General features: G+C 62.4%; 14 protein-coding genes and 1 pseudogene. 7 read left to right on the forward strand and 8 right to left on the reverse strand.

The window, feature by feature from the left end; all coding sequences use genetic code 11:
• A partial coding sequence (locus tag XI09_RS20930; RefSeq protein ID WP_271568525.1) for a hypothetical protein occupies positions 1-476 on the forward strand: 476 nt, incomplete at its 5' end.
• A gap of 414 nt (positions 477-890) precedes the next feature.
• Here the strand turns inward: XI09_RS20930 and XI09_RS20935 are convergent.
• The 3 genes from XI09_RS20935 to XI09_RS20945 all read right to left on the reverse strand — a co-directional run bounded on the left by XI09_RS20935 (position 891) and on the right by XI09_RS20945 (position 5,276).
• On the reverse strand, positions 891-3,329 hold the full coding sequence (locus tag XI09_RS20935; RefSeq protein ID WP_271568526.1) for a hypothetical protein: 2,439 nt from the start codon (positions 3,327-3,329) through the stop codon (positions 891-893).
• A 249-nt stretch (positions 3,330-3,578) separates the two neighbouring features.
• Positions 3,579-4,541, reverse strand: a complete 963-nt coding sequence (locus XI09_RS20940; protein ID WP_271568527.1) for an AraC family transcriptional regulator — start codon at positions 4,539-4,541, stop codon at positions 3,579-3,581.
• 450 nt (positions 4,542-4,991) lie between these two features.
• Entirely contained in the window at positions 4,992-5,276 is a 285-nt protein-coding gene (locus tag XI09_RS20945; RefSeq protein ID WP_271568528.1) for a hypothetical protein, read from the reverse strand.
• Between the two features lie 331 nt (positions 5,277-5,607).
• On the opposite strand from XI09_RS20945, the gene XI09_RS20950 reads away from it, so the two are divergent.
• Positions 5,608-6,069: a host attachment protein gene (locus XI09_RS20950; protein ID WP_271568529.1), complete on the forward strand. Its 462-nt coding sequence runs from the start codon at positions 5,608-5,610 to the stop codon at positions 6,067-6,069.
• Between the two features lie 30 nt (positions 6,070-6,099).
• Here XI09_RS20950 and XI09_RS20955 read toward each other — a convergent pair whose 3' ends face one another.
• Positions 6,100-6,363 (reverse strand): hypothetical protein, encoded by a 264-nt coding sequence (locus tag XI09_RS20955; protein WP_027549261.1) that lies wholly within the window; start codon positions 6,361-6,363, stop codon positions 6,100-6,102.
• 292 nt (positions 6,364-6,655) lie between these two features.
• Here XI09_RS20955 and XI09_RS20960 point away from each other — a divergent pair, with 292 nt between their 5' ends.
• From XI09_RS20960 to XI09_RS20970, 3 genes are all read left to right on the forward strand, one after another.
• Positions 6,656-7,102, forward strand: coding sequence for a hypothetical protein (locus tag XI09_RS20960; protein WP_271568530.1), 447 nt, complete (start codon positions 6,656-6,658; stop codon positions 7,100-7,102).
• A 98-nt stretch (positions 7,103-7,200) separates the two neighbouring features.
• Positions 7,201-8,073 carry a DMT family transporter gene (locus tag XI09_RS20965; protein ID WP_271568531.1) on the forward strand — a complete coding sequence of 291 codons (873 nt, stop codon included), beginning with the start codon at positions 7,201-7,203 and terminating at the stop codon, positions 8,071-8,073.
• Between the two features lie 96 nt (positions 8,074-8,169).
• Positions 8,170-8,913, forward strand: coding sequence for a hypothetical protein (locus tag XI09_RS20970; protein ID WP_271568532.1), 744 nt, complete (start codon positions 8,170-8,172; stop codon positions 8,911-8,913).
• Between the two features lie 72 nt (positions 8,914-8,985).
• Here the strand turns inward: XI09_RS20970 and XI09_RS20975 are convergent, their stop codons facing one another.
• The 3 genes and pseudogenes from XI09_RS20975 to XI09_RS20985 form a co-directional block, all read right to left on the reverse strand.
• Positions 8,986-9,276: a hypothetical protein gene (locus tag XI09_RS20975; protein ID WP_271568533.1), complete on the reverse strand. Its 291-nt coding sequence runs from the start codon at positions 9,274-9,276 to the stop codon at positions 8,986-8,988.
• 66 nt (positions 9,277-9,342) lie between these two features.
• Positions 9,343-9,576 carry an FAD-binding domain-containing protein gene (locus tag XI09_RS20980; protein WP_271568534.1) on the reverse strand — a complete coding sequence of 78 codons (234 nt, stop codon included), beginning with the start codon at positions 9,574-9,576 and terminating at the stop codon, positions 9,343-9,345.
• Positions 9,521-9,823 (reverse strand): annotated as a pseudogene (locus XI09_RS20985) (deoxyribodipyrimidine photo-lyase); the annotation flags it as partial. The gene XI09_RS20980 and the pseudogene XI09_RS20985, both read right to left, overlap by 56 nt.
• Before the next feature lie 169 nt (positions 9,824-9,992).
• On the opposite strand from XI09_RS20985, the gene XI09_RS20990 reads away from it, so the two are divergent.
• On the forward strand, positions 9,993-11,723 hold the full coding sequence (locus XI09_RS20990) for a methyl-accepting chemotaxis protein (protein WP_271568535.1): 1,731 nt from the start codon (positions 9,993-9,995) through the stop codon (positions 11,721-11,723).
• A 95-nt stretch (positions 11,724-11,818) separates the two neighbouring features.
• On the opposite strand, the gene XI09_RS20995 is transcribed toward XI09_RS20990, so the two are convergent.
• Positions 11,819-12,478, reverse strand: a complete 660-nt coding sequence (locus XI09_RS20995) for a peroxiredoxin (RefSeq protein ID WP_271568536.1) — start codon at positions 12,476-12,478, stop codon at positions 11,819-11,821.
• A gap of 392 nt (positions 12,479-12,870) precedes the next feature.
• On the opposite strand from XI09_RS20995, the gene XI09_RS21000 reads away from it, so the two are divergent.
• Positions 12,871-13,443 carry a hypothetical protein gene (locus XI09_RS21000; RefSeq protein ID WP_271568537.1) on the forward strand — a complete coding sequence of 191 codons (573 nt, stop codon included), beginning with the start codon at positions 12,871-12,873 and terminating at the stop codon, positions 13,441-13,443.
• Positions 13,444-13,464 lie beyond the last annotated feature (21 nt).

Below are 13,464 nucleotides of genomic sequence, written 5' to 3' on the forward strand. Positions count from 1 at the left end.
CTCGGAATGGTGGGCGACATCAAATCGGAACGGTGGGCGAGATCATTCCGGAATGGTGGGCGACATCGAGCGGAATCAGCACGAGGAATACGCTTTGCCCCAAAAGCGGTCAATTTTGCGCGGCGATGCAATATGTTGCGATGGGCCAACAGTTGCCGTCGGCCAAGTTCAAATTCTTGATGCTTGATCCAAAAAAAAGACCGCCTCGCGGCGGTCTTTCCGAATTCGATCAGCTGCTTTGTTCAAGTGGTTGGGCGATAGCAGCGGTGCTATTCCGCCTTACGGCGGCGCTTAATCATCCAATAAACACCGTAGCCGACCGCAAGGATGGGGAGACCGGCTCCAGCGACAGGCACGGGCGCGCCGCGAACACCACCACCATTTTGACCCTGGTTATTGTTATTTTGACCTTGGTTATTTTGGGCCTTGGCCAAATTCGGGATACCGAACACCAGAGCCCCGGCCAGCGCGAATAGGGCAGTAATTTGTGCTAATTTCATCATGGCGGACCTCCAGATGAAACGAACAATAAGCAACTCGCTTAATGCGTCAATTTAAATCGACGAATTAAATTATTAAATTTAGCCGCCAAGCAGGTCAACTTGTCGCGGATCGACATTCCGCCGATGCCGTTCTGTACATCCCACTGAGACGACAATGGTCACAATCTCGCTCTCATGGCGTCTCGCGACGAACGTCTATGTCCGCGATGGGTCATTTTCGACCAAAAGCGCCCGGTTAGCAGGTGCCTTTACGTCCGCTTTTGACCGAAAGCGTCAGACTGGCCCCGCGGGCCTGATCCATCCTTCGTGGCTCCGCACCAGTTTTCACCAAAAAGGAACAGTGATGAGAGGAACGATCCGCCGTGTTGCGGATGCGGCCGGACTAGATCAGGCAACCGTGCGGCGAGCCGTCCAGTCGGCCGGGCTTGATCCCAAAACCGTCAGCTTCGAGGAAGGCTTGAACCTGGCTCGCTCGATTGCCGATCCGGCCCGCGTCATTGGACATGCTGCAAACCGCAGAGGCGAGGGCGGGCACAGTGCCGTAACCGACACCCTGGCTGAAGCTAAGGCCCATGCTGAGCGACTGAGAGCCCGAAAGATTGAGCTTCTGAACGCCAAACTCGAAGGGTCGCTCATACCCCGGGAGGCCGTGACGGCTACAGGCGCTCGCATTCTGTCGGAGGCGCGAACAGCTCTGCTTTCGCTGGGCCATCGCGTCGCTGTCAAGGTGGCGGGCAAGACTGATACGCGTGAGATCGCGCGCATCGTTGAAAACGAAGTTCGTGATGTGCTCGGGGCGCTCGCGAATGACGAGAGATTTTTCGTAGAGTTGCGCTCGGACATCTCCTTCAGCCAATCGTACTGATAGGTCGCGTCGCGCTCCAAAATGAAATGGTCAGCCTCGGCAAAGCTGCGGGCGACATGTTCCGGGCTGAACGTATCTCGGAAAGGGAGGAAGTAGCTCTTAGGTGCCCTGCCAAGGGCCACAAGAACGAGCCAATCGTGGTCGGACAATAGCAACATGCGACCATCGCGCGGCACGACCTTGTTGACCAGATCGATATCGCTGCTATCGAGCGAGATCCGAACCTCTCCCGCCCCTCGTCCCAATTTCAGTCTGGCGATGCTTGGATATTGCAAGTACGACTGCAGCCCGATCGGCACGTTCTGTTGCCTGTCCTGCGCGCTCAGCAGCACCACAACCGAGATCGCTGCTGTTGCCGCCGACGATAACGCGGGGGCGAGTTGCGAAGTCGTTTGGCCGAGGACGACGCGGAATGCAGATCGACACCACCAAGCGCAAACCGCAAGATAAGCAAAGGCGTTTTGCTGCCACACCGCGTCAAGTGACCGATTCATCCACTTCGCCATGAACACCAGCGCGACGAGAGACAGTACAAGAAGATACGCGCGCTCGATGCTACGCCAGTTGGCCCACGTTGCGGCAACGCTAACAGTTGTTCCGATGGCCATCGCCGGCAAGATCAATTGGTAAATCGTCCCAAATCCGGGACGCCAGTTCATCGTCACCCCCACCCAATTCGAGACGCTGTGCAGCCCGATTGGCGCGAGAAAGGCATGCAGGAAGTCCATCGAAAGTACGGCCGGACCGAAGGCCGCGACGAACAACGCGATCAGGATCGCGATAGACAGTCCGGTGAATGCCGCGACCTCCCAAGGCCAGCGCTTCTCGAACAGCCGCACTGACAACGCCGCGCAGCCCACGGCCCATGTATAGATCCCCGTCTCGGTGTTCCAGAAGATCGAGCCGGCACAGACGGCGGACATCGCCACCAATAACCGACCTGAAGGTTGCGCCAGGTAATGCGCAAGGATGCCAGAGGCAACGAACACGAACATGTACCGCATGGCGAGAGCAGACGGTGCGCTGAGCGCTTCGCCGTCGCCAAATTGACAGACTACAAGAAACGTGACCGCCAGGAGAAACGGCAGTGCTCTGCTCTGGAAGAAGTCGCGCAGCACCCAATAAGCCGACAGGTGATAGATCGCGAGACATGCAGCAACGAAGCCAATGTAACGTAAGTATAGAACGTTTGTGTCAGCGCGGAGCAGTTGACCAAATAAGTAGGACGGTCCGTATCCGTAGAAGGACAGGAAGTCGCGGCCAGGCACCAGGCCATCAGTAAATTGATAGAGCGCCGGCCCAACCAGAAAAGATACGGCGTGAGCGTTGGCCGCGGCCATCCCAGCCAAGCGTTGCACGCTCGCAGGTAGGGTAAGGGCGAGCAATGCCGTGATCAGCACGGCGTCAATCCATCCAAACTCAAAAAATTTGATCGACTGGAGCGCCGGGGTGCCTTTGATGCTGATTTGGGCCCGGAAGCGTGTCACGAAGGGAATGAAGATCGCTGCGACCGAGACGGCCAGCGCGATCATCTGAGGTTTTTGCTGGAATGCAGCCTGGAGAAATGCCTCGAGTGCCAAGACAATTGCCAGCGCCGAGACGGCGAACAGGATCAGCGAACGGCCTTCAAAGAATTTCCTGAGCCTGAGCGCTGCGAAGCCTGAGGCGATGCCGAACACGTAGAACAAGACATAGAAGATTTTCTCGGCACGCTTGACTGCTGCACTGTCCGAGAAATTCAATTGGACGACCGGGAAGTCCTGCGCGAGATTTGCGCCTAGGTCCAGCTTGGTGGCGTTCAAGATCAGATAGGCAAATATGCCAGCCGCAATAGCGCCGACACATGCCCCCCACGCCGCAAAACTCTGAAACCTCCAAAGGCTGAGCTCTGATTCTGTCGCTGGCTTGATAAGACGCGAAATCCTGATCGCGGGACCTCCCGCCATTGTTCTTGCTTTCATTTCGGTGCCCCAACCCGATGTTGTCGGGCGTCAGGATAGCTCGCCCCGCTGCCGGGTCGCTACCCTTTTCCGACGGCTCCTGGAACTCGGAAGCAGCGGCATAACATTGCCCCCCATGGAATCCGCCGAACATTGCTCGGTGCTCTGAGCACCAACCGATGTCAAGCTTGTCCCCACATATCGTCGCGAAGACTGCTGCCGCACTACCGCTTATTCGGCCGTTTGATTGGTCGCGCGCGGCTGGCGGCGTCAGCTTGCCGGAAGCCTGATCTGCCGGCCCCGCGCCAGCGTGTCTGAGGGCGCCTCGTGGAAGGTGGCACGGTAGGCCGCGGCAAACTCGCCCATGTGGTGGAAACCCTGGGCGCGCGCGCAGGTGGCAACGGTGGCGCCTCCGCCTTTGAGCAGCCGGGCGCGTGTCGCCCACAATCTCTTCAGGCGGATGTACTGGTGCAGGCTCATGCCGCGCACCTTGCTGACGGCGCCGCTGAGCGTCCGGATCGAGACGCCGAACTCACCGGCGAGGTCGGCCGTGTAGATCGGAGCGGTCGGATAGGCCGTGACGTAATCGTCGATCCGCTGCACGAGCTTGGTCGACCGCCCGCCCTGGACCGAGGTGCTCCGATCCGGGCGCGCATCGATCCGAAACAAATCGTCGAGCGCGAGCAGCAGGCCTTCCTGGAGATGGGCGGCGACCTCGGTGGTCTCGAACAGGAGCGGCTGCACCGACGCGGTTCGCAGGATGTCGAGCAGGAGTTGCCGTGTGTGCAGCAGCGCGGGCCGGTTCGCGACATAGGCCCGCAAATCGTCGGCATGATCGAACCAGCCCCGGTCTTTCAGGCCCGGAGAGAAGATGATCATCGCGTGATAATTGGTTTGGGGTTCGACGAAATGGCATTCATCGTTGCCGCGGAGCGCAACGAAGAAGCGCGCGTCGAGATCCATTCCCTTGGAATTGACCTGAAGGTCGTCGGTCATCGGCAGGATCACCATCCCGCCCGGCATGCGATAGGCGGTGTCGAGGATGCGCGCGAAGGATCTCATCACGATGATGCGGCACGCCGGCAGAGAGACGACGGCGCGGGCGGCCGCGAAGTTCGGGACGTCGAGCGGAATGCTTCGGGCATCCTCCATCGACTCGATCGGCCGAAAGGCATCAACATCGGCAAAGCCGATCAGTTGAAGCGCGGAGGACGGGGCGAGGGCGTCGAACATGCGTCTGGCCGGCTGCTGCAATGTGACAATCAAATGAACGTCGGTACATCGCCATCAATGGCGAAACATCGAGCTTCAGTAAACGGGATTCCGGGCCGTAGTATTGCGGACATCATGCCATGACGTCCGTCAGATCATTGTCACCGTCAACGTTCTCGGCTCATCGGTTGGCCGGAGGCGAGGTCGATGAAATGCACGCGCGTGCAGGCAGGACAGGCGAAGGACTCCGCCCCTCCGGTCTCTGCTGCTTCTCCAGATGGGTCTGCACATTCATGCCCGTCTGGGGGCATCGAAAAACAATCAAATCGGCCATCGCCGTAGAATGACGGCGCGGCGAATTTTCCTCTTTGATCTGGATCAGTTTTGGAATTGCTCCAGACCGGCCGGACAGGCGCGTGGGCAATCCGCGATCTCGCAAAAGCGAAGGGGCCCCGAGGGCCCCTTCGAATGTTACCAGCGGCGATAGCCGTAATAACCATAGCGCGGGCCGTAGCCGCCGTAGTAGCGCGGCGGTCCATAATATCGGGGGCCGTAGTACGGCCGCGGGCCGTAATAGCCATAATAGTTCGGACGCCAGAAACAGCGCCCCCAGGCATCGCAGACCATGCGGACCTGCTCGACGTCGGAGACCTGCGGGACGGCAGGTGCAGGCGCGATGGGCATGGCGGACGCCGCCGGTGATGCCGCGAGGGCACCGAACATTGACGCGGCGACGAGGCCAATCTTGAGATTCATGATGTCTTCCTCCGCTTACGCAATACAGGATATCGAAGTTGTTCTGATCAAATTGTGGCGGAACCGAAATGTAATGCTGATGAACAAATCTTCAGTTGTCCCGCCCCGGGCCTGATCCAGCTCCGCCAGACTACGCCAGCTCCGCGCTTCTGGCCATGCCGTGCTCGCCTCGCGGCCGCATCGCGGGACATCGCCATCATCCTTGATCCTGCGCAATTCGCCCTTGATGCTTCCTCCCTAGTGTTGTCGCCGTGGGCCGTCCTTCGCGGAATACGAAGGGCGTCGGCCGGTCGTCGGCATCGGTCGCCCACTGTTTGTTTGGAGCTGTGCAATGGACAAGATGAGAATCGACAAGGGTGACTGGCTGGTCGTGTGCGACGGGCGCAAGGCGCTCATTCTGGAAAACCTCGGCGACGAGATGTTTCCGAACCTCCACACCAGGGAGGTGCACGAGCAGCCCAATCCCCCGACGAGCGCGCAAGGAAGCGACGCGCCGGGCCGATTGCATGGCGCTGCCGGGGGTGCGCGCAGCTCGGTCGAGCAGACCGATTGGCACGATGAGGCCGAGCGCGCCTTCCTGCGCGGCCTGGCCAGCCGGCTCGACGCCGCGGTCAGCTCGGGCGAGACGTCGGCCCTGACCATGGTGGCCTCACCGCGTGCGCTCGGCATGATCCGGGCCGATTATTCGGACGTCGTGCGCAAGGCGCTTCAGGGCGAGGTGGGCAAGGACCTCGTCAAGCTGCCGGTCTACGAGATCGAGAAGCAATTGCTGCTGTCGGGCGTCGCCCGATAGGGACGCCCGCAGCGGACGCGCCAGCGCCCCTCAGTAGCAGGGGTGCCGGCGGCGGTCCTGGCCGACATAGGCGGCCGCGCTCTGGTAGCAGTGGTTGGTCGAGGGGCCGTCGTAATAGGCGAAGGTGCCGGGGGTGATGCCGGGGCCGTAATTGTGCAGATAGCTGATCGGGTAGGGCAGCGGGTTGGCGTAGGAGCGGTGGTAGCGGTGATGTCCCCGCGCCTCCGCGAGGCCAGGGGCTAGGATTGCGGCCGACAGGGCAGCAACCGCGGCTACAAGCTTCAACTTGCTCATCTCGATTCTCCGGAACCCGCGCGAATAGGTCAGCCGGTTATAGCCATTTCAGGCCGCCAGGACACCCGTCCGGCGGCCGGAAAACGGGGCCAATCCCGCAGATTTCCGGGTGGGTGTGACAGAATTGCCGGAAGTGCGGCCGGATCCTGCCCATTTTTGGCCTTTTCGGGATGCTTAACGAATTCCCCACACAAGTATGACCAAAGAGAATTCGGATAAGAATCCTGTTGCCGGCCCTTTGGGGGTCCTTCGAGGCCGGTCCCATTCCTGAAGGCTGTCGTCGTCCGCCGCCATGCGCATCACGCTTTTGAGCCTGCTGTTGCTCTGCCTCGCCGCCGCCACGCCAGCGCGGGCCGAGCTGCACATCACCCGCGACCATGGCGGCTATGTCGAGGAGTACAAGGCCAAGTACAAGCGCGTCCGCGAGAAGGGCGAGCGCGTCATCATCGACGGCATCTGCAACTCGGCCTGCACGCTCGTGCTCGGCATCGTGCCGATGAACAAGATCTGCGTGACGCCACGCGCCAGCCTCGGCTTCCATCAGGCCTATTATGACAAGGCCTTCACCTTCGGCATCAAGGTCACCAGCGCGGAAGGGACGTCCGACCTGATGTCCTACTATCCTGACACGGTGAAGGACTGGATCCGCCGCAATGGCGGGCTCACCACCGACATGAAGAAGATCAAGAACGGCGTCGAGCTCTGGAAGATCATCGACCCCTGTCCGGAAGAATGGTGAGCGGCTGATCCGAGCCGCTGCGGTCCGTCGCAGCGCAGCATCGCTCAGGTCGAAATTCGCATTGCCGCATAGGCCCCCATCGGGCAATGAGGGCGGCAATGAACCATAATCAAGAAGCCCTGACCGCCCGCGCCGCGCCGATCCTGTTCGTCCTGCTCTGGAGCACCGGATTCATCGGCACCAAATACGTCATCAACAATGCCGATCCCTTGACCTATCTCGCCATCCGCATGGCGATCGTGGTCGGCCTGATGGCGATCATCGCAGGCATCGCGCGGCCGAAATGGCCGGACCGAATCGGCATCGCGCATAGCGCGGTTGCCGGCATCCTCGTCCACGGCTTCTATCTTGGCGGCACCGCGATCGCGATCGCGCATTCGATTCCGGCCGGGCTCTCCGCGCTGATTCCGGGCCTGCAGCCGATCCTGACCTCGACCATCGCCAACCGCTGGCTGGGCGAGAAGGTGACGCCGGTGCAATGGGCGGGGCTCGTGCTCGGCCTCGGCGGCGTGGTGCTGATCCTGCACAACCGCCCCATGACCGGCGAAGCCGGGCTCGGCTGGCTTGCCTCGGTGGTCTCGCTGGTCAGCATCACGCTCGGCACGCTCTATCAGCGCCGCTACTGCAACCACATCGACTGGCGCGCCGGCAATTTCGTGCAATATGTGGCCGTCACCATCTTCTTCGCGATCGGCGCCTTCCTGTTCGAGGAACGCGTGGTGCACTGGACGCGGGAGTTCGTGCTTGCGCTCGGCTGGCTCACTGTGGCGCTCTCGATCGGATCAATCGGGCTGTTGTACTGGCTGATCCGCCACGCCGCGGCGACGTCGGTCGCGAGCCTGTTCTATCTCGTGCCCGCCGTGACCGCGCTGATGGCTTACGCACTGTTCGACGAGAAGCTCGATGCGCTGGCGATTGCCGGCATGGCGATGTGCGCAGCCGCGGTGTTCGTGGTCAACCGGCGCGTCTAGGCTGACGGGGCGAGGCGATAGCATACATCCCTGACGTGCGCGGCGCGCCGTGTTAGGCTGGCGGCATTTCAGCTTCCCTTTCACGCGGTGATTTCCATGAAGAAGGCGAGACGTGCGCTGCTCGGCCGGTCCCTGAAGCCGGTCCGGATTGCCTGCATCAACTACGCGGAGGAGTCGATCAGCGGCCGCATCATGAGCCAGCTCACCGCCGCGCTCCAGAAGTGTTACGACAAGCATTTCCTGCCGGTGTGGGGCTATCCGGTCGATCTCTACGTCACGAAGAAGCCGAAGCCTGCCGATTGGCAGCTCGTCTATTTTGACGACGCCTCGCATGAAGGGATGCTCGGGCGCCATGAGCTGACGCATCGCGGCCAGCCGATCTCGAAGATCTTCGTCAAGGCGCTGGACGGGGAGCCCGTCAGCGTCGCGGCCTCGCACGAGCTGTTCGAGATGGTGCTCGACCCCATGGCCAATCTCTGGGCCGACAAGAACAGGAACACGCAATATGCCTATGAGGTCTGCGACGCCGTGGAGGAGGACTCCTTCTTCGTCGACGGCTTCGAGATGTCGAACTTCGTCTACCCATCCTGGTTCGAGCCGTTCGAGCATCCCCGCGGCACCAAGTTCGACCACAAGGGAACGCTGAAGGAGCCGTTCTCGATGACCGAGGGCGGCTACGTCATCAAGAAGGTCAACGGCAGGCGGGTGATCAAGCAGTTCGGCTCGCCTGAGAAACGGCGGCGCTTTGCCAGGGAGGACCGGCGCGGCCATCGCAGCGAATTTCGCGATCCGCAAGGGGTCCATCACCCGGGCCGGCGCGCAGCCAAGCGGCGAGGATAGGCTATTGCCGGGAGAAGCCTCCGGGCGCGTCCGCACCCGGAGGACTGTTCGTGTCTGTTTTCGGGAGCGCGATCAGCGCTTGGACTTCTTGGCCTTCTTCTTTTTGGCGGCCTTCTTCGCGGATTTCTTCACTGCCTTCTTCGCGGTCTTCTTGGCCGCTTTTTTTTTCGACGACTTCTTTGCGGCCTTCTTGGCCTTCTTCTTGGAAGCCTTCTTGGCCTTCTTCGGCGCTACTTTCTTCGCGACCTTCTTGGCGGCTTTCCTGGGCTTCTTGACGGCAGTGACTGCGGCGTCCTTGGTCACATCCACGGCGGTGGTGACCGTCTCCATTGGCTGTTCGGTGATCGGCTTGTCGTCGTCCATATCGTCCCCCACGGTTTGTATGGAGCGATGACGATAGCGGGTTTCAAAATTGTGTCAAAGCAACCCTCAACCTTTGCGGATCTTTGCGTAGGCGGAGAGCGCACGCTCGCGTCCCCTGGTGTGATCGACGAGCGGCTGCGGATAGGTCTTGCCGAGCATGACGCCGGTGCTCGCCAGCTCGATCGGCGTCGCCTGCCAGGGCTGGTGGATCAGCTTCGCCGGCAGTCCTTCCAGCTCCGGCACCCAGCGCCGCTTCGAGCTGCCGCTCGACCGCCTGATGCGGCGCCTGGGCGATCCCATTCCAGTAGACGGCGCCGGCGCCGCTCTCGCGCGCCACCTCGGGGATCACCGCGGCCGCGGGGCCCTTGCGCAGGATCAGCAATCCGCCGCGCGCGGCGATCTCGGCAGCGAGCGCCCGCAGCGGCTGCGCCAGCCACCAGCGCACCGCGCCGCCCGGTGCTCGCCCGGCGGTTTGGCCCAGCACGTAGAGGCAGATCACCGGCGCGCCGGTCTTCGCGGTGGCGTGGAGGGCGGGGTGGTCGGACAGGCGGAGGTCATCGCGAAACCACACGATGATGGGCGGCGCGCTCGGCGTGGTCAGGTGTGTCCTCGTTTACGATTTGGAAAGCATGCCGCGTGCGGCGGCGGGAACCGTCGTTAATGCGACCGTAAGCCCCTTGCACGATTATGCAGGAATTACGGGGGTCATTCCATTCATGTCCAGCCTTTCGACGGCGAAGTATCTGCCGCAGTTCAAGCTTGGTACCAAGGCCGTCCTGTGCGCCGTGCTGCTGATCGCCGTGAACACGGCGCTGGTGGTCGGCGCCGGCTATTGGTCGCTCACGTCCGCCTTCAATGATCGCGCGCTGCGCGACATCGAGGTCAATCTGCGCACGCTGGCGCTGGCCTTTGCCGAGACCGTTCCGGACGCCAGGATCACGGTGAGGGATGGCGCGGTCGCGCGCGCCGAGATCCCCAAGATGCCCGAGTTCAAGGATCACGCCATCGTCGATCGCGCGGTGTCCTATGTCGGGGGCAACGCGACCCTGTTCGCGTTCGACGAGGCGAGCGGGCAGTTCGTCCGCCGCTCGACCAATGTGAAGAAGGAGAATGGCGACCGCGCCGTCGGCACCCAGCTTGCCGCCGATCATCCGGCCCAGGCCCTGCTGCGCCGTGGCGAGGCCTACAAGGGCCCGGCCGTTCTGTTCGGCAAGTCCTTCATGACCGCCTATTTCCCGGTCGCGGACGCGACCGGCAAGGTCGCCGGCATTCTCTACGTCGGCATCCCGATGGCCCAGTTCGAGAGCATGCTGACCCAGGCGATCGAGAGCATGGCGGCCGCCGCCGGGCTCGCCGCGCTGCTGGTCCTGGTCCTTACCCTGCTGATCGTCCGCCGTGTCACCCGGCCGCTCACCTCGGTCACGCGCTCGCTCACCGCGCTGGCGAACGGCCAGAGCGACGTCGAGATCGACTGCGAGGATCGCGCCGACGAGATTGGCGAGATCGCCCGCACCGTCGCCGTGTTCAAGAGCAATTCGCTGGAGCGAGCCCGCATGCGCAGCGAGCAGGCGGCGGCTTCGGCTGCCGCAGTCGAGCAGCGCAAAGCCGACCTGCGCAACTTCGTCGAGCAGTTCCGCGGCAGCGTCGGCGGCATCCTCGACAAGGTGTTGACGTCGTCAGGCGAGTTCGAGCGGGTGGCGCGGCAATTGACCGACACCGCACGCTCGACCGCCGATCTGTCGGCGCAGTCGGCCGGGGCGTCCGAGGACGCCTCCGAGCACGTGCGTTCGGCGGCGTCAGCCTCCGACGAGCTGTCCCAGTCGATCTCCGAGATCACGCGGCGCGTGCAGGAATCGAACGAGATCTCCGCCGAGGCGGTGAGGCAGGCCGAGGCCACCGACCAGCGCATCGCGCAGCTCTCCGAGGCCGGCGCGCGCATCGGCGACGTCGTCAAGCTGATCACCTCGATCGCCGAGCAGACCAACCTCCTGGCGCTGAACGCCACCATCGAGGCCGCGCGTGCCGGCGATGCCGGCCGCGGTTTTGCGGTCGTGGCTCAGGAGGTCAAGACGCTCGCCGGCCAGACCGCCAAGGCGACCGACGAGATCTCGAACCAGATCGCCAGCATGCAGCTCGCGACCGAGGAATCGGTCGCCGCCATCAGGGCGATCAGCCAGACCATCGAGCGCATCAGCGGCATCGCCGGCTCGATCTCGGCTGCGGTCGAGCAGCAGAAGAGCGCGACCCACAACATCGTGGCCAGCGTTCGCGCCGCGGTCTCCGGTACGGCCGAGGTCGCCGTCAACGTCCGTCACGCCGCCAAGGGCGCGAGCGAGACCGGCGAGACCTCGAGCCGGATGTTTGCCTCGGCGCAGGCGCTGTCGGGCGAGAGCCTGCATCTGAAGGCCGAGGTCGATGGCTTCCTCGAGCGTGTTCACGCGGCGTAATTCAACGTCGTCATCCCGGGATGGTCCGAAGGACCAGACCCGGGATCTCGAGATTCCGGGTTCGGTCCTGCGGACCGCCCCGGAATGACTGTTGGTTATTTCGGCTGCGGCACGATCCGGATGTAGGGCTTCGGCTCTTTCCAGCCCTGCGGATAGATCGTCTTGGCCTCGTCGTTGGAGACCGAGCCTGCGATGATCACGTCCTCGCCCTGCGTCCAGTCGGCCGGGGTTGCGACGCGATGCTTGGCGGTGAGCTGGAGCGAGTCGATGACGCGCAGGATTTCCTGGAAGTTCCGGCCCGTGGTCATCGGATAGACCAGCACCAGCTTGATCTTCTTGTCCGGCCCGATGATGAAGACGTTGCGGACGGTCTGGTTGTCGGCCGGCGTGCGGGTGAGGGGATCGCCCGAGGTCGAGGCCGGCAGCATCTCGTAGAGCTTGGAGACGTTGAAGTCGGTGTCGCCGATCATCGGGTAGTTGGGGGCGGCGCCTTGCGTCTCCCTGATGTCCTCGGACCACTTCGAGTGGCGGTCGACCGGGTCGACCGAGAGGCCCATCAGCTTGACGCCGCGCTTGTCGAATTCCGGCTTCAGCTTGGCCAGCGCGCCGAGCTCGGTCGTACAAACCGGCGTGAAGTCCTTGGGGTGCGAGAACAACAGCGCCCAACTATTGCCGATCCAGTCGTGGAACTTGATCTTCCCTTCGGTGGTCTCGGCTTCGAAGTCGGGGGCGGTGGCGCCGATCGGAAGTGTCATGGTTCTACCTCATCACATTGAATTTGCTTGTGAATTTGTCACTGGCCGTCACCGTCAGTATAGGGACTTGCGAAGGCTAAGTGAACGCCAAGTGAACCGCTTCAAGTAAAATGTGAATTCCTTCTCTGAAGAGCCGATTTCCTAGCACCTTTCTGTTACAGCGGCACCTGCGGCGAAACATCTCCATCGGAGCCTCACGGTTTCGATTGCCCCGATAAAGCCTTTTATGACCCGCATCACGCTCGCCCGACGCTCTCCGGAACCGGAATGGTCCTCACAGCGACTAATCGGCAACCATTGAGAAAAGTCGCGATCCCCGTATCCAATCATTAACCACCCCTTTACGCCCGCATGAAAATGCTGGTCGGTCAGAAGAAATCTGGAAGTGAACTATGTCTGCCGCAGTGCCGAAGTCAGTTGAGTCGCCGTCCCTCGAACCGTCCTGCCGCGATACCGCGGCTCATGCACTCACCATCGTGCGCGATGGCGTGATCACGGGCGAAGGCCCGACCACCAAGGGCCGGGTCCACTTCTCCCGCTCACTCGATGCCGATGACACCGCCTGGTGCATGCGCATCCTGACCGCCACCGCCGTCAACGACCAGCCGGTCAGCCGCGCCGAAGCCGAGGCGCTGTTCGAGATCAACGAGGCCGCGACCGAGCGCACCGATGGCGGCCGGTTCGACGACCTGCTTGCCAAGGCCGTGGCTCACTACGCCGCGAGCGCCTCGGGCCTGAAGGTGCCGCCGCGCAGCGTCGCGCTGTCGGCCGACACCGACATCGAGAGCTGGGCGCCGTCCTATGCCTCCAAGGTCAACAGCGAGATGCTGGAGTGGATCGCCGGCCAGATGCGCGGCAAGCGCCAGAACAACCGTCGCCTGATGGCGATGGTGGCGACCTTCCTGGGCGCCACCGCGCTGCCTCTGGCGGGCCAATTGCCGAACGTGTTCGACATCGGCATGTAGATTTGCGTCTCTTGAGGACGC

This window comes from Bradyrhizobium sp. CCBAU 11386, assembly GCF_028128955.1.
In the GTDB taxonomy this organism is placed as follows: Bacteria; Pseudomonadota; Alphaproteobacteria; order Rhizobiales; family Xanthobacteraceae; genus Bradyrhizobium.